The sequence below is a fragment of the uncultured Phocaeicola sp. genome (genome assembly GCF_948499155.1).
Lineage (GTDB): Bacteria > Bacteroidota > Bacteroidia > Bacteroidales > Bacteroidaceae > Phocaeicola > Phocaeicola faecalis.
The window spans coordinates 73,748-99,142 of record NZ_CAOOSE010000002.1 but is presented as its reverse complement, the minus strand read 5'-3'; the positions used below and the strand labels follow the sequence as shown (position 1 = coordinate 99,142).

Sequence of the window (25,395 nt, the reverse complement as noted above, 5' to 3'; positions counted from 1 at the left end):
TATGCAGGCGTCCACACGTATATACGTATAGGCTTACACGTACGTTCGTGTAAGCCTACGCGTATATATGTGTGGCCCTGCGTGAACGTATGTGTGAGCCTGCGCGGATATACGCATCGACAGAGCTTGGCGAATGAGTCGGTAGAAGGATAAAAAGTTATAACTCCTCGCATTCTTTCAACCACATGGCAGCACTGGCATCGCTGGGCATACGCCAATCTCCCCGTGGACTGAGAGAGACGGAACCTACTTTCGGACCATCGGGCAGGCAAGAACGCTTGAACTGTTGCTGGAAGAAGCGGCGGCAAAAGGTGGTCAGCCATTTTTTGATGACTTCTTCGTTGTATGTGTCGCGGAAGGCGAGGCTTGCCAGATAGAATATCTTGCCGGGGCGGAAGCCGAAACGCAGAAATTGGTAAAGGAAGAAATCATGCAGTTCGTAGGGACCGACTAAATCTTCTGTCTTTTGCTTGATATTGCCTTGTTCGTCTGCCGGAATCAATTCGGGACTGATGGGGGTGTCTACAATGTCCAGCAGTGTAATGCGTGATTCATTGTCCACACCATTCAAGGCAATCCAATTCACTAAATATTTCACCAATGTCTTGGGGATGCTGGCATTGACGCCATACATGGACATGTGGTCACCATTATAAGTAGCCCATCCCAAAGCAAGTTCGGAAAGGTCGCCTGTGCCGATAACCAAACCGCCCAGCTGGTTTGCCACATCCATCAGAATTTGTGTACGTTCGCGTGCCTGTCCGTTTTCGTAAGTCACGTCATGAACAGTCATATCGTGGTCGATATCTTTAAAGTGCTGGATGCAGGCTTCCTTTATACTTATTTCTTTGATGGTGACGCCCAATGAAGCCATTAGGTGAAGCGCATTATTATAGGTGCGGTCGGTTGTGCCGAAACCGGGCATCGTGATGCCGATGATATCTTTGCGCGGAAGTTCCAGCTTGTCAAAAGTCTTGACACATACCAGTAATGCCAAAGTGGAATCCAGCCCTCCCGAGATACCCACTACTACGGTTTTGCAGTTGGTATGTACAAGCCGTTTGGCCAAACCTGCTATTTGGATAGCGAATATTTCTTCGCATCGCTGGTCTAATTCACTTCCTTGAGGTACGAATGGATGCGGCTCGATGGCGCGTGTCAGCGTTAAATCGCGTGCATTGACAAATTCGGTACCGATATGGATGGCAGGACGCCCGGGACAGTTGCCGATGTTGGCTGCAAAAGTGGTATTGGTCAAGCGTTCGCCACGAATACGTTCTACATCTATTTCGCTGATTACCAGTTGCTCTTTGAATGAGAAACGTTCAGACTCAGCCAATAGGGTACCGTTTTCGTAGATAAGTCCATTGCCGGCAAAAACCACATCGGTGGTAGATTCCCCAAACCCGCTGGAACTGAATACATATCCTGCCAGACAGCGTGCAGATTGCTGGCTGATAAGTGAACGTACATAAGCATGTTTTCCTATCCCTTCATTGTCGGCCGACATATTGAAAATGATTTCCGCTCCTTTCAACGCCAATGAAGAGCTAGGCGGAATAGGTGCCCACATGTCTTCGCATATTTCAATGCCGAAACAAGTGTCGGGAGTATCGAAAAGCAGATTGGCGCTGACCGGTACGTTTTGTCCGCAAAGGCGTATGTTGGTATCAGGATGATTCAATGCGGAGGTAAACCAGCGTTGTTCATAGAATTCTTTATAATTAGGTAAATAAGTCTTGGGAACGATACCCAGAATCTTTCCTTTTTGGCAGACTACGGCACAATTAAGCAATGTGGAGTTCATGATGACCGGCATACCTATGATAGAAATAATATCCATTTGTCGGGTATTATTCATAATCTGCATTAAAGCTATTTCTGCTTCTTCCAATAACAATGTTTGGCCAAACAGGTCGGCACAAGTATATCCGGTAATGCTAAGTTCGGGAAAAATAATGATTTGGACACCTTTTCCATCAGCAATAGCAATTTGGGTTTCAATTTGTTGTGCGTTAAACTTACAGTCGGCTACTTTCACTGTCGGAACAGCCGCCGCTACTCTTACAAAACCATATTTCATAATTATACCTTATTATATATAGGTGCAAAAATAATCATTCCTGATTGATTTATTGCATGAAAGAAAAAAAATAAAAAAAAGTAAGGAAATTATTTGTTAGTTACTAGAAAGTACATATCTTTGCACGTGAAATAAAGTTGTAACAATTACAAATATGAAAGAAAGCTCCTATGAAGACTTATGATTATTTACTCAGTTATAATATAAAGCCGTCTGTGCAGAGAATAGCTATTATGGACTATTTGCTAACTCATAAAACTCATCCGTGTATCGATGAAATTTACATGGCTTTGTGTGACGATATCCCTACCTTATCGAAAACTACGGTTTATAATACGTTGAAGCTCTTTGTGGAACATGGCGCAGCTTTAATGCTTACAATTGATGAAAAGAATGCGTGTTTTGATGCGGAAACCTCTTTGCACGCTCACTTTTTATGTAAGAAATGTGGCAAAATATATGATTTGCCTTTTAGTGGCGAAATGAAACAGGTGGAACGTATTGATATGAATGGTTTCTTTATTGAAGAAATACATCAATACTACAAAGGAATATGTCCGGCTTGTGCTGCAAAAGAGCAGGGAAAAGAAGTAAGTTGACAACATTGAGATTGACTAATAAATAAAATATTGACTAACTAATAAAAAAGAAATTATGAAAAAGTTTATTTGTACAGTTTGTGGTTATATCCATGAAGGTGATGCAGCTCCCGAAAAGTGCCCATTGTGTAAAGCACCCGCTTCTAAGTTTAACGAAATGGTAGAAACTGAAGGTGGTTTGGAATTTGCTGACCAACACGTAATCGGTGTTGCTAAAGGTTGTGATGAAGAAATGATTAAAGACTTGAACAACCACTTTATGGGTGAATGTACAGAAGTTGGTATGTACTTGGCAATGAGTCGCCAGGCTGACCGCGAAGGTTATCCTGAAATTGCTGAAGCTTTCAAGAGATATGCTTGGGAAGAAGCAGAACACGCTTCTAAATTTGCTGAATTGCTGGGTGACTGTGTATGGGATACTAAGACTAACCTGGAAAAGAGAATGAATGCAGAGTCAGGTGCTTGCGCTGACAAGAAGCGTATTGCTACTCGTGCAAAAGCTCTGAACTTGGATGCTATCCACGATACTGTTCACGAAATGGCTAAAGACGAAGCTCGTCATGGCAAAGGTTTCGAAGGCTTGTACAACAGATATTTCAAGAAATAACAAGTTGTTATATTATAAATAAAGAAGGCCGTGCAGATTTGTTTTGCACGGCTTTTTTATTTGTTCTTCTTCATAGGTTATTCGTATTGTGCTAACAGTTCACTTAGCTCTCTGGCTTGTAGCACACCACTTTGTCTCCACAACTGCTTGCCATCTTTAAAAATCATGAGTGTGGGAACTGATTGTATTTGGTAGTAGGCAGCCAACTCTTGGTGTTTATCTACATCTACTTTAACTACTCTTACTTTTTCGCCTTTCATTGCTTTTACATCTTCCAAGATTGGTTTCATCATTTTGCACGGGCCGCACCATTCTGCATAAAAATCTACCAGCACAGGAATATTTGAAGTGATTAAATCGTCGAATTTTTCCATATTATCTCCTTTCATTATTAATTCATTCTTTATAATAAACGCCTGTAGAAAGCTTTTTGTTGAGCGACAGGCTAAAAAACAAGAATCCGAAACAGCTTGGCCATTTCGGATTCTTATTATTTTAATAGGGATACTCCCGATTTATTTTTTTGTTGTAGGCGAGGTGTAACGTGCGTTCAGTCCGTCGATGATTTCCTGAGTGATGTTGTATGCAGGGTTTGCATATAACAAGTTGTCGAAACCGGTATTGCTGATAATCAAATCATAACCTTTGTTTTGATTATAGATTTTCAGGAATGAGTTGATAGAGTCACGCAATTGTAAACTGTTCTTTTGGTTCTCGTCGGCAAGTTCTGCACTTAACTTCTGTTGCAAAGCCTGCAAATCTTGCTGTTGTTTCATTAAACGCATCTGTTCTTGTTCTGCACGTTCACGGCTTGCGAAACCTCCGTTCTGAAGTTTGCGTTCAAATTCTCTGAATTCAACTTCCAGTTTTTTGCCTTTTTCATTCAAGGTGGTACGGATGTTTTCTTCCTTGCTTATCATGGCTTCATTCAAGTCGTTCCAAAAGCTATATTTGGTGAGCAATGAATCGATTTCTACGTAAGCAATCTTCATGTTGGAAGAACCGGCAACACCCGCAACGGGAGCAACAGTAGAAGTAGTGGAAGCATTGTTGTTTTTGTCGGTACATTGTGCAAATACCAGCACGGTAGCCAACGCTAAAAATCCATTCAGGATGAAATTTGTTCTTTTCATAATCTTTTTTACGTATGTTTTTTATTAGTTATTCTTCTTCTTTGTCTTGTTTCTCTACTTCGGGAATCGCTCTTTTGTTTATTTTCTGTGCCTCACGGTCCTGCGACTGCACACATCCGATTCCTTTCTTCCGAAGTGCTTTGTTACCACTGACATGTGTATTGGGGAATTTTCCTTTTATGAAGATTCCTATACATAATAATGCTATGCATATAGCAACTATTAACACTGTTATAAAGAGAGTATCAAGCATTTCTATTATTTTTGTGGTGCAAAGTTAGTGTAAGGTGAGCTAAATGCCAAATTTATTTGAGCATTTCCGAACCGTACTCTAAATTCGCGGAGCAAATATAGACTTTTGCAGTGACTTAGCTTTCTCTTTTTCCATTAAAAAAGAGGAAGGAGTCAGTTAAAGATACTGATTTAACTAATTTTTGCAAAAACACAATTGGATTTTGCACTAATACCAATTATAGACATGGATAAAAAGGATTTGAAACCGGCCTCTGTTTTTCATTATTTTGAAGAAATATGCCAGGTACCCCGTCCCTCAAAAAGGGAAGAGAAAATAATTGCTTATCTAAAAGCATTTGGTGAGAAACACGGCTTGGAAACTAAGACAGATGAAGCCGGAAACGTATTGATTAAGAAGCCGGCAACTCCGGGTAGGGAGAATCTGAAGACGGTGATTCTGCAATCACATATAGATATGGTCTGTGAAAAGAACAGCGATGTGGAGCACGACTTTCTGACTGATCCAATCGAGACTGTGATTGATGGAGAATGGTTGAAGGCGAAAGGTACAACTTTGGGTGCTGATAACGGAATAGGCGTGGCTACCGAGTTGGCTATATTGGCATCTGCCGATATTGAACATGGGCCGTTGGAATGTCTTTTCACTGTAGACGAAGAAACCGGATTGACAGGTGCATTTGCATTAAAGGGAGGCTTTATGAGTGGAGATATTCTCATTAATCTTGATTCGGAAGACGAAGGTGAACTGTTTATCGGTTGTGCCGGAGGAGCTAATACGACGGCTGAATTTGTTTATCAGCCGGTTCCTGCACCACAGGATTATTTTTATTTTAGTGTATCAGTAAAGGGCTTGACCGGTGGGCATTCCGGTGATGATATAAATAAAGGAAGAGCTAATGCCAATAAATTATTGGTTCGCTTCCTGACTCAGTTGGCTGCTAAGTATCCGATGTATTTGTGTGAAATAGACGGAGGAAATCTTCACAATGCCATTCCGCGTGAAGCACGCGCACTTTGTGCGGTTCCGATGAAGGATAAAGAGTCGGTGCGTGTGGATTTAAACATCTATACGGCTGAGATAGAGAATGAATTTGCAGTGACCGAACCTAATCTGAAAACCGAGCTGTCTTCCGAAGCTCCCTGTAAGGAGGCTATTGATATGGTAACCGTCGGTCGTCTGCTGAAAGCGGTTTATGCTGTTCATAACGGTGTGTATGCGATGAGTCAGGATATCCCCGGACTGGTGGAAACATCTTCCAATCTGGCTTCTATCAAACAGGCAGACGGAAAGATAAAGATTGTGACAAGTCAGCGTAGTTCTATTTTGTCTTCCCGCAAGGATATGTCCGAAATGATTCGTTCTGCTTTTATGCTGGGTGGTGCTGAAGTAACTACCGGTGAAGGTTATCCGGGTTGGAAACCGAATCCGTCTTCACCCATTCTGAAAGTTGCCGTAAACAGCTATAAGAAATTATTTGGTGTGGAGCCGAAAGTAAAAGCTATTCATGCCGGACTGGAATGTGGTTTGTTCCTTGAGAAATACCCTTCGTTGGATATGGTTTCTTTTGGACCGACTTTGCGTGGCGTCCATTCGCCGGATGAACGTATGCTGATACCTACGGTAGACAAATTCTGGCGTCATTTGTTGGATGTACTGGTGCATGTACCCGAAAAATAACTCTAATAAATAAGACATGAGGAAAATCATCCTATTTCTATGTGTATGTTGTTGGGTCGGGGTTGCTTATGCTCAAGAACCTTTCAGAGTCATGTTTTATAATGTGGAAAACTTGTTCGACTGTCAGCATGATACATTGAAAAACGACTATGAGTTCTTGCCTGATGCTGCCAAAGGATGGACTCAGGCAAGATACTATGATAAACTGAAAAAGATAGCCAAAGTAATTGTGGCGACAGGCGTGAAGGATGTACCGGATTTGGTTGGTCTGTGTGAAGTGGAAAACGACCGTTGCATGAAAGACCTGACCGAGCATTCACTGTTACGTGAAGCCGGTTACCGATATGTCATGACTGACTCTCCTGATCAGCGCGGCATTGATGTGGCATTGCTTTATCAGCGCGGAAGCTTTAAATTGTTGGATAAGAACTCCATTCGTATTCCGCACGAAGAAATTGACAGAACTCCTACCCGTGATATTCTTCATGTGGCAGGGCAGGTATTGTCGGGCGATACGTTGGATGTGTTTGTCTGTCACATGCCTTCACGTTCCGGAGGCGAGGAAAAGAGCGAGCCTTATCGTTTGTTTACTGCACAGATACTGCATGCTTCGGTCGATTCTTTGATGAACGTCCGTCGGCATCCCAATATTTTGATTATGGGTGATTTCAATGATTATCCTACCAATAATTCGATAGCCAAAGTCTTGGGGGCCGTTGCTCCGAAAGGAGAGGTGCAAGCTACACAGTTATACAACCTGATGGACGGCCGTAAAGACGGAACTTACCGTTACCGTGGCGAGTGGGGAGTACTTGACCAGTTGATTGTGTCCGGTTTCCTGTTGCAGGGACATGACGGCATTCGGACTTCTTACGACAAAGCACAGATAGTGAGATTCCCATTCTTGTTGGAAGAAGACGAAAAATATGGCGGTGATATTCCTTTCCGTACTTATTGGGGAAGGAAATATCATGGCGGTTTTAGCGACCACTTGCCGGTAAGTGTAGATTTTGAAATAGGAAAATAAAGGTTATGCAACCTTTCCCTTTTAGTAGGGAAGGTTGCATAATTTGCTAATGGTGTCTAAGCCATTTTTATAAGAGGTATGTTCCCAGTAGTGTCCGGCATTGTATTGGTCAAAACTATTAAGTGCTATTTTGTCATCTTCTATTTTTTCCATTATATTTTTGTCCAATATCTCAGCAAATATGTATTCTCCTTTATCCGGAACCAAAAGGGTATACAGTTTGGGTTGTATCCCCAAAGGCTTGTCAAAATCACTTAGGCGGATAATGCGATAGCGTTTGACTCCGTCTTTTTCGGCTATCAAAAGCAAGAACTTGTCTTTTGACGCCGGACTGCAAAAGAACAATTCATTGATATTATCGATAAAGGCAATAGGAGAATTAAGCTGTGAAAAACCTTTTTTCAAGTTGGAAATACCGATTTCTCCTGTTTTAAAAACGCTGACCAGCAGTTCTTCATCTCCTTCTGTATCATACGAACAGATTACTTTTCCACTATCTTCTCCCCATATTCCGATTTTGGGACTGGCGGAGCCGGCTATTTTACCATTGTTGAAAAATGATATGAATTGGAAATTACTGTTATAGCCCAGTTCCGCTTTCTTTTGTAGGGGATTGGGGCGTAATGCAGATGTTTGAATATTGAAAGTAGCTTTTTTCTTTTTTGGAGTGGGTGCTGCAAGGACTGGGGCAGGCGCATTTACATCCTCTTCTTGCGGATTGTCAAAAAGAGAAAGTGAAATACTCTCATGAGAATTGCTTTCGGGGGCATCGGGAGTGGCTGCTACCGGAGTGGACTCATCAAAGATATATTCGTTTCTTTCGACAGAGAACAAGGTTGGAAATTCCGGTTTTCGAGGCACAGAGTCTAATTTCAGATTACGTCGTGTTGCTATGAACTCCTGGATATTTTGTTCCGGCTTGCAGATACACGAACTTCCCGAACGAGTATAAATCTTACCGTTCACTTTTACTGCCTCATTGATGGGGGCTACGCGGAAAGCCAGTACGATGCGTCCTTTGCCGTATTCTTGAAAGTTGCAACGTATGTATTCCTGATAGCGGTTATAATCTTCTTTTCCTTCACCCAGCAGGCAGATTATATTATGATTCACAGTGCGCAGATAAATATCACAGTCGTTGTGTACCAACTTCATGTCTTCTTGGATTCCTGTCAGATATCCTTTATCGTTCACACCGATATAAAGAGTACCTCCGTCGGTGTTCATAAATGAAGCGATGACACGGGCCAACACCATACTTTGATCTTCGTGAGCGTCTTTTTTGGCGTGACTGAATGCTGATGATTTAAATTCGCGTTCTACTCCTTCGTGTCCGAAATAAACAGGGATGGAAGGGGCTTCTTCTTTTTTCTGTTCTTTGATGCCAAGCAGGGAGTTAATGTTTTTGTAGATGATATGTTGCAGCTCGGCATCTTCTTTGGAAAGGAGTGTGCTCATGCAAAAATAGCGGGCTAGCTCGGCAATGGTCAGGTCTTCACTTTGCATAAGCTGTTTCAGACGGTCGGTGTTATTGTCTGCCATTAGAGAGAGGATATGGGTAATCTTTTGACAGAATTCAAACGTAATTCCGTACTGTTTGATGCCTAATTGCTCCATGCGTGCCAAGAGAATATTGAATCGCTGAATGTTGTCATGCGAAAAACGTTCACCGGATGGCAGGACGGCGATTTGGTTGATATCATAAATATATTCGGCACACAGTTCATAATAAGTGGCTTTTTCTTTTTCACCGGAGAAGAGACACAGCAGTCGCAGAAAGTTATAAGCATTAAATTGCTCATCGGGCTCATTCAAGTCTTTGGATAGTTGGTCAAGACAGAAAATCAACTCTGTGGCAACTTTTTCGTTTATCAGCCATGTTTTATTTTCTGCTTTTCCAGACTTCTCTGTTTTTTCTTCCATTTCTCCCGCCTCTTCCATTGTATGGGTTTCCGGTACGTCCGAACCGAGGAAAGACTGTATATCTATTTTTTGCAGAGCATTAACAAAAGGGTTGTTTTTTAGTTTCAGTGTCTGCTCTTTTATTTGCCGTTCAAGATTGTTGTTTTGATATTCGCGCAGATGGGTGAAAAACTCCTGTAAGTGAGCGTGTACTTCTTGGTAGAACGCTTCCACAGAGATATCTGCTTTTACTTTTCCTATGTTGATGTTATTGTTTAGAGAAGTGTTGTTATCCGGAAATTCTACTTGGTATATATCTCCAGTCTGGGGCTTAATCCATCTATTGACAGAGGTGGTGGCAGTAGCTCCTGTAATAAGAAGCCATTTTATTTTATTCCCTTCACTGTCGGCAATCATAGCCGGCATCTTTTTCCTTTTTACATTTTCTGCATATACAAATTCATTGTAGCACGATGCCAATGAGACCCTGACCCCTTCATTACTGCTGCTTAATACCTTTACTTTATAAGTATCATTACTCGAGAAGTAGTTTTCAAAGTTCTCGATGCAAAAGTAACAGGCATTGATTTGTGTCAATGGAAGAATAGCTTTCAGACCTCGGTATTGTTCATCGAGTATGACTCCTTCTATATATTGCCGGGTACGGTCCGGCCCGATAATTCCAATGGTGATTTCTTCATTTGCGGAAGGATATTTTGTATCGATAGCTTTGGTCTCGATGGAAGAAGTTCCCGAAATAGAACTGTTTTGAGGGCATTCCGACTGGTTGCGTTCATATAAAGGATAGTCTTCCGTCAACTGATGCCAATAAAGTTGCAGCTCAGCAATGCTTTTACAATTATTGAATAGGTAAGTAGGTTTACTGAATAAGGCAATAAAAACCCTGTTCTCCATCAGTGCCGCTCTTTCTTTTCTGCCTTTCCATGTATGTGCGGTATGTGGAAATAGGGTACTGAGCGTAAATCCATCCTTATCGAGCGTCAGTGTATTATGTCCGTTGCTATATTGTTGCCATCTGTTATCTTGAGGTTCGGCAGTCATATTAAGCTCGTCAATGCGTATGTTTACTATTTGAGCTATAAATCGGTTCAGTTCGAAGTTCAACAGATGTTCCCAGTCAAGTCTTTTTTCCAAAGAACTTTCACCGGTGAGCATCGTGTATGCTTTGTTTTTCAGCTGAGAACTAAAGGGAGTGTCCAGTCTTGACAAGTATCTGTATATGCGTGCAGACAGGATTCTGGTGTTATCGGTTTCTTCGAAAGGCACCTTATTGCTGAGCAATGACAAAACAATGAGATGGATTGCTTCTTCTATCTTTGTTTGCAATACACATTGTGCATTTGTGTACCAAAGTTCCGAAATAATGATTTCATATTGTTCTATTTCCAGCTTTAATATGTTTTGCAGGGTAGCGTTGTGATAGTCGTTTATCATCCCATTCTTTTTCATCAGATAAATCGTTTCGGCAATCATGGGCAATTGCTTTCTCAACAAGGATTTGTCATAGGCCATAAAATAGAGAAACATTTCTATTTTATGAGAAGCGTATAGCAGATAATCACTTGCCTGCAATTTATAAAGCATCGTACGGATAAAAGAGTCTGACTGCTGGTCTCCGATAAGGTTCAATGCATTGCGTCTGGCGCGTAAACTTTCTATATACTGTTCCATCTCCTCCCGTTTGGCGGTCAACTGTTCGGGATAGACTGTTTGCAGGTAGCGTGACCCTTCACTTATCCAAGTGTATAGCCGATAGGCTGTTTGATGATATCCGGGGTCTTCTGCTTCGTCTTGAAGGAGATGGTGGCTGTATAAAGCATAATATCGGGCCGCTTGCTCAATCCATTTTAAATCATGTTCTTCATGTAACTTCTTGAGATTTTTCAAAATGCTTTCTGCTTCTGCATAAGGGCAATGGTAATCTTTGGAGAAAATGTCTTCTTTTATAAAAGAAATAACTTTTTCTATATTTAATGGGGTGTTACTTTCAGTCATAGATATTATATTTTAAGGTGTGACACATTAATGTTTTTATTCATGATGATAAGGGCCGTTATTCAGAATGGTCATAGCTCGATAGAGCTGTTCCACAAAAATGAGTCGTATCATCTGGTGAGAGAAAGTCATCTTGGACAGTGAAATTTTTTCTTGTGCTATATCATATACTTTCGGAGCGAACCCATAAGGGCCCCCTATGATAAAGACCAGCCTTTTATTCACCGTATGCATTTTCCTTTCTACCCACTCGGCAAACTCGACAGAACGGAATTCTTTGCCGTGTTCGTCCAGCAGAACCACTACATCACCCGGTTGCAATGCTTTCAAGATAAGTTCTCCTTCTTTCTCCTTTTGCTGTTCCATGCTCAGACTCTTCGTGTTTTTTAGTTCGGGAATGACCTCCATATCAAAGGAAATAAAATGTTTGGTACGTTCCACATAATCATTGATGGCAGCGATATAGTGTTTTTCAACCGTGCGTCCTACGACTAATAATGTAAATTTCATACGTTCTTTCTCTTGTTTACTTTGCAAAAGTACGGAAAATCTGTACCTTTGCCTATCAATTCATAAAAAAACAATAACACAATGGATGAATTAGTAGTAAAAGATTTGATAGACAGACTGATAGATTTGTCTTTCGCCGAAGATATAGGTGATGGAGATCATACTACCTTGTCATGTATCCCTGCGGATGCTATGGGTAAATCAAAATTATTGATTAAGGAAGAAGGTATATTGGCAGGTATTGATGTGGCTAAGGAAGTATTCCACCGTTTTGACCCTACCATGAAAGTGGAGGTATTTATTCAGGATGGCAGTCATGTGAAGCCGGGTGATGTGGCGATGGTGGTTGAAGGTAAAGTCCAGTCTCTGCTTCAGACAGAACGTTTGATGCTGAATATCATGCAGCGTATGAGTGGTATTGCTACTATGACCCATAAATATGTGAAGAAGTTGGAAGGTACCAAAACTCGGGTTCTTGATACTCGTAAGACTACTCCGGGGATGCGTATCATGGAGAAAATGGCTGTAAAGATAGGTGGAGGATGTAATCATCGTATCGGTCTGTTCGATATGATTCTGTTGAAAGACAATCATGTGGATTTTGCAGGAGGCATACACAATGCGGTTACCCGTGCTAAAGAATATTGTAAAGCCAAAGGCAAGAATTTGAAGATAGAATTGGAAGTTCGCAATTTTGATGAACTGAATCAGGCATTGGCAGAAGGGGTAGACCGTATTATGTTTGACAACTTTACTCCTGAAGATACACGTAAGGCAGTAGAGATTGTGGGTGGACGTTGTGAAACTGAGTCTTCCGGCGGCATCACTTATGATACGATGCTACCTTATGCACAGGCAGGGGTAGACTTTATATCATTCGGAGCATTGACACATTCTGTAAAAGGATTGGATATGAGTTTCAAGGCTTGTTAATCAACGATTGTATATAATATATGTAAAGAGCGACCGGAAATCGCTCTTTTTTATTTTGAGTCAGCATTGTTCTTTTTCTTTTCTTCCTTAAACTGGGTGGGAGTCATCCCTTTTATTTGCTTGAAAGAGGTACTGAAATAACGGGGATAGGTAAAACCGACTTCATAGGATATTTCATTGATATTGAGATTGGTATTTGTGAGTAGGTATACTGATTTCTCGATACGTAATCGGTTTATGTAGTCATTCACACCCAGTCCGGTCAGTGTTTTCACCTTATGATAAAGAGAAGCCCGACTCATAGCCATAGTATCGGTCAGGAATTTAATGGAGAGTTCTTCGCCCGCCATATTGTCATTGATGAGTTTGTTTAGTTTCTCAATAAAATCTTCATCCTCTTTGGTAAAAGTCTGCTTCTGTTGCATCGGTTCGTTATTATCTTCTTTTACTTTTTCCGATAAGACATTTAATGGAACAGTAGTGTTTTGAAGTTCTTCTTCTTCTTCTACTACTGTTGCTTGAAACTTTTCTTCTTTATTTTTTAGAATATCATTTAGGACAGCTTGTAGAAAATGGTTCATGCTGCCTTTCATGCTTTGCTCTCTCCATCGGAATATGATATATCCTATACTTGCGGTTACAGATATGAAAATGAGGATAATTATACTTATAAACCATCCGGTCTTATACCATGGAGGTGTAACGATGATGTCAACCAGGCGTTTAGGAGTGGTATAGTTTCCGTTTTTCATATTGCATGACACCCATATCGCATATTTCCCTGGCGATAGGGAAGACAGATTCAAGAATGGGTTGTATGATTCTATTTCTTGATTTCCCCGGCCTGAAATCGTATATCGCAACAGATTCTTTTGGAAAATATCTTTCTTTTTTATTCGAAAATGGACCGAGAGTGAATTGTAATTCCAGGGAATCTCGATTGTATTGTTTTGGAGCTCTTTTATATAAGGGCTGCCATTGAAGAGAATATCGGATAGATATATTTCCGGTGTCTTTACTTCGGAATAAGGGATATTTGTATTGATTTTGACTAATCCTTCAGCTCCTCCCAGATAGATGAAATCACGGTTGAAAGGCTTTTGATAGGCAAATAGAATTTCATTGGACGGAAAACCGTCGGAAGCGTTCCACAAGGTGAACTTGTTTTCTTTGATGATGTATGAAAACAGCATGTTCTGGGCGCAAATCCATAAACGTCCTTTGCCATCGGCCGTCAGAAAAGATATGTTATTGAATAATTTGGTATGGATAATGTGGTACTCTTTTCTTTCCATGTCGAAACAGCCTAGCCCCTTGTCTGTGCCCGTCCATATCATGCGGTCACCGTCATAAGACATTGACGTGATTGTTTCTTTTTTGTCCAATTCAAACAGGAGTTTGATACTGTCGTTTTTCTGGTTGACGATGAAAGCTTGGTTGGCGCACTTCAACAGCGAGAATTTGTCGTTGGAGTAGGAGAGGCACAGAGCGTCATTTGACAAGTCGTATTCCTTATCCATCCACATTCGGGTAAATGTGCGGGTAGGGGTGTGATAAGCATAAGCGTTATTGCTGATGATATAGATTTTGTCGTTTGCCACCTGATTGGCCAGGGGAAGATAACCGTAAAAGCATTCTTTATAGTTTGTAGCTTGATCTACAATAATGAAAGGACGGTAGGTTCCTGTCTGTTTATTGAATGTAAATACTCCTTTCGTGTAGAGGGACACTAATAGTTCGTTTTCGGAAAATCCTGAAATGGAAACGACCTTATCTCCATAGGTAGATGGAAAATGGGTAAACTTGTCGGTTCGCGCATCATACAGATTGATTCCTCCTCCGTCGGTTCCTATCCATAGATTACCGTTTTTTTCTTCATAGAGGCTGATGACCGATTTTTCACTCAGTCCATTGGTATTTCCCAAAGCTACATCTTTATAAGTCTTTATATAAGTTTCTTTGATACTGAATATGCCTCCGCGTACGCTTCCTGCCCATAGTTCGTCTTCTTTATCCTTATATAATACAGTAATGGAATTGACAGGCAGAGAGGAGTAGTCACCGACAATGTGATATAATTGGGAAAATTGGCGGGATTGGGGGTCAAGCATGAATATTCCGCTTCCGTCTGTTGCCAACCATAAGTATCCGTTATGTTCCGTTATGTCGAGGATATAATTGTTTTGTAACTGTGAATTGCTTTGATCGTAATGCCCCTGCATATTTCCATTGGAGTCATAATAGTATAAACCGTGTCCGTAAAAGGCGGCATAGATGTGTTTGTCTGCAGTGATGTAGAGTGACGTAAGCAGATACTGCTTGTCCGAAATGAAGCCGGTTAGCTGTTGTGTGCGGCAATCGTATAGGTACATTCCTTTTTTCCGTGTGCCTATCAGTATCTTGTCTTTTTCGAGGTAGAGCATTTTTTGCACTCTGTAGTCTACCGGGTTGGCGTCTTTATCCTCTTTCTTTATCGGGATATTTTTCAGCGTTTTGTCTTTATAATCGTAATAGCAGATGGTGTTATCGCCGCCAAACCAGATGCCCCCTTTTACACAAATGGAAGAATACATTGCGTCGGGGGTAACAGTTGTGAAATTGTCCTGTTCATAATTATACATACTCAATCCTTTTTGGGTAGCTACCCAAATGTTGCCGATAGAGTCTTCGGCAATATGATTGATATAGTTGCCGGGCAGAGAATATGGGTTTTCTGAATGGTGAAGATACGTTTTTAATCCTTCTTGAGTATAAATGTTCAATCCATTTTTAGTTCCTATCCATAACGTTCCCCTTTCATCCAATAAGATTGATTGCACGGTCGGTTGGGAGAGTCCTTGCTGTATGGAAAGTTGGGTAAATGAATAACCGGTGTTGTGGTTGGTTGCAGAAACGGTTTTTCCCAAAAACAGGAATAGTATAATAATTAAGGTCCGATACATGGTCACTGTATTTTTAGGCAAAAATACATTTTTCTTTCAGTTGTGCAATCATCCTCTTCTGATTTTTTACAAAAAAGGGTGTCTTAGAGGTGAATAATGGAAGGTTTGGACAAGATTTGACTCGTTTAATACGATTTTTGAGTCCTTTTTGATACAAAACAGCTACGTTTGCTCCATAATTTATGAAGTGATAATTTGTGAATCTAAATTAAAGTATTATGAAAAAAATTATGCTTTTATTGTTTACAGTCTTCGTTATGCTCTCTTGCAGCCATAAGCCCGGATGGAAATTGGTGTGGGAAGAGAACTTTGACGGTACGGAACTGGATACCACAGTATGGAGCCGTATCCCTCGGGGCAGGGCAGACTGGCAGAACACACAATCTTTTGATGACCGTTGCTATGAAATGCGTAACGGACTTCTCATCCTAAAAGGTATTGTAAATGATAACCGGGAGGCGGATACAGCCGCTTATCTGACCGGAGGTGTATGGACGAAAGGCAAACATGCCTTTCATCGCGGACGCATTGAGGTATGTGCCAAGCTGCATGGAGCGCGTGGAGCATGGCCCGCTATTTGGACTTTGCCTTATGAGACGGATAAGTATCATTGGCCTACAGGGGGCGAGGTGGATATAATGGAACGTCTGAACAATGATTCTATTGCCTATCAGACGGTGCATTCACATTATACATATACATTGGGCATTGAGAATAATCCGCCTCATGGAGGTATTGCTCCCATTAACCGTGACGACTTCAATGTGTACGGTGTGGACTTCTGGCCGGACAGTCTGGTTTTTCATATCAATGGCAAACGTCATTTTGCTTATCCGAGAATAGAAACGGAACAAGAAGGCCAGTTCCCTTTCGATATTGCACAATATCTGTTGATTGACATGCAGTTGGGCGGTACTTGGGTAGGAGCGGTAGAACCGGCTGACTTACCGGTAGAAATGGAAGTTGACTGGGTGCGGCACTATCAGTGGGAGTAAAACCGTCTGAAACTCAATCTATTTGAATCTCTCAAAATCTAATATAAAAACCTATAATCATTAATTTTAATATTATGAATGGACAAATGCAAAAATTATTCCGTATGTTTTTGGCGGGCGTTCTAATGCTGTTCACATTTACAGTAAATGCACAGGAACGGACAATAACAGGTAAGGTGTATGATGTGGCAGGTGAACCTATCATAGGTGCTAGTGTGCTCATACAAGGCACAACACAAGGTGTGATAACTGATATGGAAGGTGCGTTTCAGCTAAAGGCTGACCCTTCTCAGTCTTTGGTTATCAGCTTTTTGGGCTATAAGGATATGATTCTTTCCATTGGCAATAAGACAAACTTTAAAGTCGTACTAGAAGAAGATTCGGAAAAACTAGACGAAGTAGTGGTGGTCGGTTATGCTACCCAGAAGAAAGTCAATCTGACGGGTTCTGTTTCTTCTGTATCAGCCAAGGATATTCAGGATATTCCGGTGGCCAATACCACCACTTTGTTGCAGGGCCGCTTGCCTGGATTGGTATTGACCCAGAACGGTGCACAGGCCGGTAATGACAATCCCGAAATACGTATTCGTGGTATCGGTACATTCGGCAATAACAATCCGATGGTATTGATAGACGGAATAGAAGGTTCTATTTCTCAAATCGCGGAAATTCCATCTGCTGATATCGAAAGTATTTCTGTGTTGAAGGATGCGGCTTCGGCTGCTATTTACGGTGTTCGTGCAGCCAATGGTGTTATTTTGATAACTACTAAACGCGGACAAGCATCAAGTAAGGTGAAGGTTTCTTATTCAGGTAGTTATACCTTGCAGACTCCGGGTATCGTTCCCGACTATATTGACAGCTATAATTGGGCCTTGATGAGAAATGAAGTAAAAGCGGGAACTTTTTCGGAAGAGGCTTTGCAAAAATTGCGGGACTGCTCTGACCCTGACCATTATGCAAACACCAACTGGCTGGATGCCGTATTGCGCAATGCCAGTATGCATCAACACCATCTGTCGGTATCGGGCGGTAGTGAGAATACACATTTCATGACTTCTGTATCTTACTCTAATCAAGATGGTATTATGATGAAGACGGGCGTGGAACGTGTATCTTTCCGTTCAAACGTGGATACTCGTTACAAACGTTTTACTTTTGGTTTGAACCTGTCTGGTAATAAGAACGATGTGACTGCTCCTGCCGTGGCTCCATCGGGTGAAGGTGGTATCATGCGCTTTGTTTCGTGGTTTACCCGTCCCACGGTTCCGGTGATGTACTCTAACGGACATTATGGATATGTAGACGGTTCGATGACTAATGCAGAGGATGTGAAAAACCCGGTGGAACTGATGTCTTTGGGGTATCGTTCTAACGAATATTGGCGTTTTAACGGTAAGGCATTTGCAGGAATTGATTTGATAGACGGATTAAAGTTCCAGACAAATTTCGCTTATGCGTTCGACCTGAATGCAACGAAATCATACAATCCCAAGTCTCCAGCCCGTTATGATGCCGAAGGCAATGTGAAGAAGGTGGAAGGCGCCACTAATCAATCAAGCGACTATTGGTATAGAAATGCAACGTGGACAAATGAAAACCTGCTTACTTATAATAAGCAATTCAATGAACATAATATCAGTGTATTACTGGGACATTCAATTATCGGTTCACGTTATTATACGACAACAGCAGCTATCCAAGGATTCCCCACCGAAAACATCTATGAACTAAATGGTGGTACAATTAATCCGAGTGCCAAAGGAAATTCGGAAGAATATAAACTGCAATCTTTCTTCGGCCGTTTGAATTACAGCTACGGAGAACGTTACTTGTTTGAATTCAATATCCGTCACGATGGTTCCTCACGTATGCCTAAAGCCAATCGTTATGCCACATTCCCGTCTGTATCGGCAGGTTGGGTATTCTCAAACGAAAAATTTATGGAAGACTTCAGAGAGTTGTCACTCGGAAAGTTGCGCTTGTCTTGGGGTAAATTGGGAAATCAGGAAATAGGTAACTATGCGTATGCAGCTACATTGGGTGCCAGTGGCAATTACTTTTTCGATCAGAATGCAGACAAGCAGGCGGGTATGGTGCAGACCTCTGTTCCCAATGAAAATATCAAATGGGAAACAACCCGTTCAGTCAATGTTGCCATTGACCTCGGTTTCTTTAATAACAGAGTGCAGACCACGTTCGAATGGTTCGATAAAAAGACATCCGATATCTTGATGCGTTTGTCCATGCCGGGCATTTTCCTCGGTTCTCTTTCTGCTCCTTATCAGAATGTAGGAGCCGTACGTAACCGTGGTTGGGAATGGAACCTGAACTACTCGGACAGTAAAGGTGACTGGGCTTGGAATGCAGGTTTTAATATCTCTCATGTAAACAATGAAATTCTTGAAATGGGCGGTTTGAAAGAAACCATCAGCGGTAATTCAATCAATCGGGTAGGTGAGCCTATCGGAGCTTATTTTGGATATAAATCTATCGGCATCTACCGTACGGAAGCTGACTTGCAGCGCACTAATTCAAAAGGTGAAGTGATAAAGCAAAACGGTGTAGCTCCAAAACTGGGCGATATCATGTATGCTGACCTGAACGACGACGGTAATATAACAGCCGAAGACCGTGACATTATCGGTAACCCATTCCCCAAGTACTCTTACAGTTTCAATCTGGGCGCTTCTTGGAAGAACTTTGATTTATCTACTTTCTGGCAGGGAGTTGCAGGAATCTATCGTTATAGTTGGGAGACAACCACGGATATTCGCGGTAACTTCACCGACCGTTGGTTGGATCGTTACTCAGCCGACAATATAAATGGTTCAATGCCTGCTCTGGGTAATACAATCAATGACCAATACTCATCATTCTGGTTGGAGAACTCCAGTTATTTACGCTTGAAGAATCTTGAGTTCGGCTATACTTTCCGCCAGCCCGGACTGACAAAACTTGGTGTTTCCAGTATCCGTGTTTATTTTGCAGGAACTAATCTTCTGACGTTTACTTCATTGAAGAACTGGGACCCTGAAAAGACATCAGGTGATGCTCGAAATGACGTGCACCCCAATATGCGCACTTATTCATTTGGTTTAAATGTTCAATTCTAATAATAGGGAGGACACAGATTATGGTAAAGAATACAAAAAATATATTCAAGATTTTATTATTGTCCGGTACTTTATTGGCTACCGGTGCCTGTTCGGACAGTTTTTTGCAGACGGATTCTCCGAACCAACCTTCACAGAGTACCTATTGGCAAACTGAGTCCGACGCTTTGATGGCTCTGACTGCCTGCTATGATGCCATGCAGAGCAGAAATCTGTATGACGATAATATCGACGGTTGGAATTATGGTTTCCTCTGTCGTGAGACTTGTACGGATAATGGAGACCATACGTGGGGAGACTGGATGTTGGGAAGTACTATTTCCAAATGTACGTCATCTACAACAGACGAATGCTTTTCAATGTACTGGAATGCTAATTATGAAGTGATTAAGCGTTGCAATATGTTGATTGATAACATAGACCGTGTTCCGATGGAAGAGGACAAGATAGATGCTTATAAAGCAGAAGCCATTGCTCTGCGGGCATTGATGTACTGCAACTTGACCTCAGTGTTCCGCGATGTTCCTTATTTGACAAAACCGCTTACTCTGGCCGAGGCTCAGGCTCCGAAAACGGAACGTGCACAGATTGTTTCGTCTGTATTGGAAGATTTGAAAACATGGATTCCTAAAATTCCGGTGATTGGCAAAGCCAAAACAGGACGTATGACTCAAGAAGCGGCGTATGCCATTATGGGACGTATCGCTCTCTTTAACCAGCGCTGGGATGATGCGATAGCTGCTTATCAGAATGTGATAGGTAAGGTACAGTTATTTAAGTCGGGAGATGGTTCTGATTATGCTGCCAATTTTGCCGATTTGTTTAAAGAGAAAAATGAGACAGCAGCGGAAGTCTTGTTGAGTGTTCACTATAAAGGTCCCGGACTGGGCGAGGGTAGCTGCTTCGGTGTTTGCTGGTCGGGTCCGATGAATGCCATTGAAGGTACAATGAATCTTTGTGATGACTTTTATTGCATAGACGGACTGCCGATAGATAAGTCGCCTCTGTTTAAAGGCAGCTTGGAGGCAGGTGCACATACAAAGGAAAATCCTGATATGGGACGTTATGAGAACCGTGACCCTCGTATGAAAGGCACATTGATGTTGCCCGGTATGGAATGGAACGGCAAACTTTATACCAATAATTTGCCGGCTAGTTCTACTGCCTGCATCCGCAAATGGTATACTCCTGAAGATACGGCCAACGAATATGACGGAAGCCTTGACTTCTACATTATTCGTTATGCGGAAGTGTTGTTGTCTCTTTCTGAGGCAATGATTGAGAAAGGCGGTTACCCGCAGTCCGAAGTTACACGATATATCAATGAGGTGCGTGCACGTGTAGGTATGCCTGCAGTGGAAGATGTGGAAGGAACCAATCTGACACAGGAAGAGTTGCGTGCCATCGTGCGTCACGAACGTCGCGTAGAACTGGCTTTTGAAGACTTGCGCTTTGCCGATTTGTATCGTTGGAATGAGTTTGAGAATGCTCAGAAACGTATGCAGCATGATTTGTCATTCTATGGCTTCGGCGCTGTGACACGTGGCAACTTACGTGGTGGACAAGACTTGGTATGGCCTATTCCGCAAAGTGAAATTGATACCAATCCGATGTTGGAACAGCATCCTGAGTGGAAATAGCGGTGATTGATGAGGTATACTTGTGAGCAAGTATAATATCTGTGAATGTTTATTGATAAATAGAAGAGGAAAGTTCGCTTTCTTCTTCTATTTTTTTATGCATCGGCATGGGGCACACCATGACCGCACAGCAGCCTTATCCCGATTTCAATAAAGAGAAAGTAACAGATTCATCCGAAAACCCTGTAGGTGATAAGGGGGCAGTCATTATTCTTGGGGGATTTAACATATTAATCAAACACCTGTCTCCTGATGTCGTCTCCTCCGGTTTTCAACCCCTGCATACGTTTTTGAACTCCCTAAGTCGTTTCATTAGGCAGCCTAAGCGTTTTCGTCCTTTCGGTTATGCCTGTGTGTCCGTCGGATTACTACAGTCTCCGGCAGCGGACTGTATAGTCCGTTACAGTGGACCGTACAGTCTGCTACAGTGGACTGTACAGTCCATTGCCGAAGTCTGTAATAATCTTCCATTCAAAAGACCTTAACCGACCCTATGAAACGGCTTATTCTTCCCTTTGTTAGTGAATATGATATCTACTCCCCCCAAGAATAATAAATGACCCGAATTTTCTCAAAATAGGATGCCCACACACTTTTTGACTTGATTCTATATCTTTTTTTCAGTCATAACTATAACCGGAAAGCAAAAGTTTTGTACCTTTGCATCCGGTTTTAGAAAATGAATAAAAGATTGTAAGTTATGGAACTACCGGAAGACCCGATGATGCTGTTCAGCATGGTGAATATGAAACTTCGCGATTGTTATTCTTCGCTTGATGAGCTTTGTGAAGATATGAATGTAGATAAGGATTCTTTGATACGAAAACTGAACTCCGTGGGGTTTGAATATAGCCAAGAGAACAATAAGTTTTGGTGATTTATCTGCATTTTCTCTTTATTGATTATGTTTGTGCCAATAATTTAGCTGTTGCCCTATTGGGCTTTCCTGTTTCTGTAAGAGGCAGGTTCTCGACTGGTATGATACGTTTGGGACACCAGTAGGCAGGCAATACATCCTCACAAATTTTTTGAATTCTTTCATAGCTTTCTTCATTTCCGAGCTTGTTCTCAATGAGTAGAACCACTATCTCACCGAATTTCGCATCGGGAGCTGATGTAATCATAAATGGGATGTGGAAATGTTCTTTCAGTGCGGCTTCCACCTGTTCTATTTGTATTTTCACACCACCACTGTTTATCGTATTGTCTTTTCTTCCTAATATGCGGAATTGCCCTTTGTCGTTCAGTTCTGCAATGTCGTTAGTATGTAATATCTTGTCACACACTTTGGGAGCATTGATAATCAGTGTATTTTCTTTACTCAACCGGATGGAGACGCTTTCAAAGGGAGTGTACCATTCGGAGGCTTCCGCTCCGTTTACTCGGCGCAAGGCAATGTGTGAAAGAGTTTCTGTCATACCATAGGTAGACCATACATGATTTGGAAAATCCTTTAGAGCGTGTGCCAATGCATTGTCAACCGCACCTCCGCCGATGATAAGATGTTTGACTTGTTTCAATAATTCTCTTTCTTCGGGAACTTGGAGGGAATTATATACCTGCATCGGAATCATGGCAACAAATACGGGTGCTTCCTTCAGTCCTTTCAATGGATGGCCTGAAGGGGTGACCGGGAGAAGGTTCAGCCCTGCAACCAGTGAGCGTACCACCACCATCTTTCCCGCAATATATTGCAGAGGCATACACAGTAGTGCTGTGTCATTTTCTTTCAGACCGAGGAATGAACAGGTGAGGCAGGCACTTTCCATCATGTTTTCTTTCTCTACACGCATCGGTTTAGGTTGGCCTGTCGAACCGGAGGTGTGGACAAGGACGGTGGATTGATGGTTGAACCATTCGGCGAGGAAAGTAAAAAGTTCTTGCCGGAAGCTTTGCTTGTTGGCAGGAACATTCATGCGTATCATCGCTATTTCCCAATGGGTATAAAAGATTCCTTCTATTTGGATACGCTGGGTGGTTATGTCTGTATAGTAAGTATTCATTGTGACAGCCATTGTAATAAATCAGGTTCTTGCTCTTCGGGATGAAACCATAAACAGTCACCTTCGATGTGTAGCGGATAGTCTATGTTGTCTGTAAACAGCAATCCTGTCCCAAGGCCTTGCGGGAGGGTAGGGTGCAGGGTGGCGCACCATTGGGCTATGGCATTTAGTCCGATATTTGACTCTAGGGCAGAGGTAATCCACGAGCCTATACCTCTTTCTGCAGCCAGTTCTATCCATTCTTCCGAACCGCTGATTCCACCGTGAAGGGAGGGCTTCAGAATGATATATTGCGGCTGGATGGTTTCAAGAAGCTCAATCTTGCGCTCACGTTGGTTGATACCGATTAGTTCTTCATCCAGAGCGATGGGAACAGGTGAGGAGGCACAAAGTGCACTCATCTCTTGCCATTGCCCGGCGCGGACAGGCTGCTCGATGGAATGAAGGTGGAACTCGGAGAGGCGTTGTAATTTATCGAGAGCATCGGCGGGGGTGAAAGCGCCGTTGGCATCCACACGCAACTCTATCTGTTCGGGGGTAAAGTGTCGGCGGATATGCGCCAATAGTTCCAGTTCCTTTTCAAAGTCGATAGCACCGATTTTGAGTTTGATACAGCGGAATCCTTTTTGCATCTTTTCTTCGATGCGCCGATACATTTCGTCAAAATTCCCCATCCAGATAAGTCCGTTAATAGGGATACCTGCCTTTCCTTTACTGAATGGAGTGTGCCAGAATTGAAGGCTGCGTGCCCGGAAATGCAGCAGGGCAGTTTCCAGACCGAACAGGATGGACGGATAGTGAAGCAAGGCTTCCCGGTCTATTTCTCCGGTCTTTTCGAAGTTCTGGCAGGCGGTAGCCAACTGTTCATCGTAGTTGGGAACATCGTCACAACTCAGGGCGGGGAGAGGAGCACATTCGCCCACACCATAGTGCCGGCTGTTGGTGTCGGTGAGAACGATATAAGACACGTTTCGGGTGGTATATACTCCTCTCGATGTGCCTGCAGGTTGTTTAAAGTGTAATTGTTTCTTTATAATTCGGGTTTGGAACATGGCTGTTGGTGGTTTAAATGGAAAGCTGGGTGATTACGGAAATTTGGGATAATCCTGGAACCGTGGCTTGCGCTTTTCCAGAAATGCCTTTCCTCCTTCCTGTGCCTCCTCTGTCATATAATAAAGCATGGTGGCATCTCCGGCAAGCTCTTGGATTCCGGCTTGTCCGTCCAGTTCGGCATTGAGTCCGGCTTTAATCATACGGAGGGCTAACGGACTGTGCTCCATCATCTTCTCTGCCCATGCCACTGTCTCGTCTTCCAGACGTTCAAAGGGAACAACGGTATTTACCAATCCCATTTCCAGTGCTTCTTGTGCCGAGTACTGGCGGCAAAGGAACCATATTTCCCGTGCCTTTTTTTGTCCTACGATTCGTGCCAGATATGATGAACCAAAGCCGGCGTCAAAGCTGCCCACTTTGGGACCTGTTTGTCCGAAGATGGCATTGTCGGAAGCGATGGTCAAGTCACAAACCACATGGAGCACGTGTCCGCCACCGATAGCGTAGCCATTGACCATGGCGATGACAGGTTTCGGGAGGGAACGGATTTGTTTTTGTACGTCCAGCACATTCAGTCGGGGAACACCGTCTGTTCCGATGTAGCCGCCATGACCTTTTACGTGCATGTCTCCTCCGCTGCAGAAGGCTTTGTCGCCTGCTCCGGTCAGTACCACTACATTAATGTCCTGACACTCGCGGCAGTAATATAAGGCATCACTGATTTCGGAAGTGGTGGTGGGGGTGAATGCGTTGCGGTAACGCGGACGATTGATAGTGATTTTGGCTATGCCGTTATAAAAATCGAAAAGTATGTCCTGATACTCTTTGATGGTTTTCCATTCTCTTGTTTCCATATATTCTTATTTTTTATTTATTGTAGGGCTTATGGTCTACCGTAGGGGA

General features: G+C 42.4%; 20 protein-coding genes. 10 read left to right on the top strand and 10 right to left on the bottom strand.

Annotation, left to right across the window (positions count from 1 at the left end; all coding sequences use genetic code 11):
* Nucleotides 1–157 precede the first annotated feature (157 nt).
* The gene (locus QYT14_RS02250) at nt 158–2,083 is read right to left on the bottom strand and encodes an NAD(+) synthase (protein ID WP_237038896.1); all 1,926 of its coding nucleotides are present in this window, start codon (nt 2,081–2,083) and stop codon (nt 158–160) included.
* 170 nt (nt 2,084–2,253) lie between these two features.
* Between QYT14_RS02250 and QYT14_RS02245 the strand changes: the two genes are divergently transcribed.
* Complete coding sequence (locus QYT14_RS02245; protein WP_288324279.1) at nt 2,254–2,682, top strand: Fur family transcriptional regulator; 429 nt, start codon at nt 2,254–2,256, stop codon at nt 2,680–2,682.
* A 55-nt stretch (nt 2,683–2,737) separates the two neighbouring features.
* A complete protein-coding gene (locus QYT14_RS02240; protein ID WP_005940397.1) occupies nt 2,738–3,289 on the top strand; it encodes an NADH peroxidase in 552 nt (183 codons plus the stop codon).
* A gap of 77 nt (nt 3,290–3,366) precedes the next feature.
* Here QYT14_RS02240 and trxA read toward each other — a convergent pair whose 3' ends face one another.
* From trxA to QYT14_RS02225, 3 genes are all read right to left on the bottom strand, one after another.
* Nucleotides 3,367–3,663: a thioredoxin gene (trxA, locus tag QYT14_RS02235; protein WP_237038898.1), complete on the bottom strand. Its 297-nt coding sequence runs from the start codon at nt 3,661–3,663 to the stop codon at nt 3,367–3,369.
* 141 nt (nt 3,664–3,804) lie between these two features.
* Nucleotides 3,805–4,422, bottom strand: coding sequence for an OmpH family outer membrane protein (locus QYT14_RS02230; RefSeq protein WP_237038899.1), 618 nt, complete (start codon nt 4,420–4,422; stop codon nt 3,805–3,807).
* A 28-nt stretch (nt 4,423–4,450) separates the two neighbouring features.
* Entirely contained in the window at nt 4,451–4,675 is a 225-nt protein-coding gene (locus QYT14_RS02225) for a hypothetical protein (protein WP_237038900.1), read from the bottom strand.
* Nucleotides 4,676–4,900: 225 nt separating this feature from the next.
* Between QYT14_RS02225 and QYT14_RS02220 the strand changes: the two genes are divergently transcribed.
* Together QYT14_RS02220 and QYT14_RS02215 are read left to right on the top strand one after the other, a co-directional pair.
* Nucleotides 4,901–6,355, top strand: a complete 1,455-nt coding sequence (locus QYT14_RS02220) for an aminoacyl-histidine dipeptidase (protein ID WP_288324280.1) — start codon at nt 4,901–4,903, stop codon at nt 6,353–6,355.
* Between the two features lie 16 nt (nt 6,356–6,371).
* Nucleotides 6,372–7,382, top strand: coding sequence for an endonuclease (locus QYT14_RS02215; protein ID WP_237038902.1), 1,011 nt, complete (start codon nt 6,372–6,374; stop codon nt 7,380–7,382).
* A gap of 21 nt (nt 7,383–7,403) precedes the next feature.
* On the opposite strand, the gene QYT14_RS02210 is transcribed toward QYT14_RS02215, so the two are convergent.
* Both QYT14_RS02210 and rlmH read right to left on the bottom strand, forming a co-directional pair.
* Nucleotides 7,404–11,300 carry an ATP-binding protein gene (locus tag QYT14_RS02210; RefSeq protein ID WP_288324281.1) on the bottom strand — a complete coding sequence of 1,299 codons (3,897 nt, stop codon included), beginning with the start codon at nt 11,298–11,300 and terminating at the stop codon, nt 7,404–7,406.
* Nucleotides 11,301–11,336: 36 nt separating this feature from the next.
* Nucleotides 11,337–11,810: a 23S rRNA (pseudouridine(1915)-N(3))-methyltransferase RlmH gene (gene rlmH, locus QYT14_RS02205; RefSeq protein WP_237038904.1), complete on the bottom strand. Its 474-nt coding sequence runs from the start codon at nt 11,808–11,810 to the stop codon at nt 11,337–11,339.
* An 81-nt stretch (nt 11,811–11,891) separates the two neighbouring features.
* On the opposite strand from rlmH, the gene nadC reads away from it, so the two are divergent.
* The gene (gene nadC / locus QYT14_RS02200) at nt 11,892–12,743 is read left to right on the top strand and encodes a carboxylating nicotinate-nucleotide diphosphorylase (RefSeq protein WP_288324282.1); all 852 of its coding nucleotides are present in this window, start codon (nt 11,892–11,894) and stop codon (nt 12,741–12,743) included.
* Nucleotides 12,744–12,793: 50 nt separating this feature from the next.
* Here the strand turns inward: nadC and QYT14_RS02195 are convergent, their stop codons facing one another.
* Entirely contained in the window at nt 12,794–15,685 is a 2,892-nt protein-coding gene (locus QYT14_RS02195; RefSeq protein ID WP_288324283.1) for an AraC family transcriptional regulator, read from the bottom strand.
* 218 nt (nt 15,686–15,903) lie between these two features.
* Between QYT14_RS02195 and QYT14_RS02190 the strand changes: the two genes are divergently transcribed.
* From QYT14_RS02190 to QYT14_RS02170, 5 genes are all read left to right on the top strand, one after another.
* Entirely contained in the window at nt 15,904–16,680 is a 777-nt protein-coding gene (locus QYT14_RS02190; RefSeq protein ID WP_237038906.1) for a glycoside hydrolase family 16 protein, read from the top strand.
* A gap of 74 nt (nt 16,681–16,754) precedes the next feature.
* On the top strand, nt 16,755–19,796 hold the full coding sequence (locus tag QYT14_RS02185; RefSeq protein WP_289307340.1) for a TonB-dependent receptor: 3,042 nt from the start codon (nt 16,755–16,757) through the stop codon (nt 19,794–19,796).
* Between the two features lie 20 nt (nt 19,797–19,816).
* Nucleotides 19,817–21,436, top strand: coding sequence for a RagB/SusD family nutrient uptake outer membrane protein (locus tag QYT14_RS02180; RefSeq protein WP_288324285.1), 1,620 nt, complete (start codon nt 19,817–19,819; stop codon nt 21,434–21,436).
* Between the two features lie 107 nt (nt 21,437–21,543).
* Nucleotides 21,544–21,921 (top strand): hypothetical protein, encoded by a 378-nt coding sequence (locus QYT14_RS02175; RefSeq protein ID WP_288324286.1) that lies wholly within the window; start codon nt 21,544–21,546, stop codon nt 21,919–21,921.
* 215 nt (nt 21,922–22,136) lie between these two features.
* Nucleotides 22,137–22,313, top strand: coding sequence for a DUF4250 domain-containing protein (locus QYT14_RS02170; protein WP_005940265.1), 177 nt, complete (start codon nt 22,137–22,139; stop codon nt 22,311–22,313).
* A 25-nt stretch (nt 22,314–22,338) separates the two neighbouring features.
* Here the strand turns inward: QYT14_RS02170 and QYT14_RS02165 are convergent, their stop codons facing one another.
* Genes QYT14_RS02165 through menB form a run of 3 tightly spaced genes read right to left on the bottom strand, consistent with a single transcriptional unit; the run spans nt 22,339 to nt 25,346 of the window.
* On the bottom strand, nt 22,339–23,439 hold the full coding sequence (locus QYT14_RS02165; protein ID WP_288324287.1) for an AMP-binding protein: 1,101 nt from the start codon (nt 23,437–23,439) through the stop codon (nt 22,339–22,341).
* Nucleotides 23,436–24,491 carry an o-succinylbenzoate synthase gene (locus QYT14_RS02160; RefSeq protein WP_288324288.1) on the bottom strand — a complete coding sequence of 352 codons (1,056 nt, stop codon included), beginning with the start codon at nt 24,489–24,491 and terminating at the stop codon, nt 23,436–23,438. Before QYT14_RS02160 ends, QYT14_RS02165 begins: the two co-directional genes overlap by 4 nt.
* A gap of 33 nt (nt 24,492–24,524) precedes the next feature.
* Entirely contained in the window at nt 24,525–25,346 is an 822-nt protein-coding gene (menB, locus tag QYT14_RS02155; protein ID WP_288324289.1) for a 1,4-dihydroxy-2-naphthoyl-CoA synthase, read from the bottom strand.
* Between the last annotated feature and the right edge of the window lie 49 nt (nt 25,347–25,395).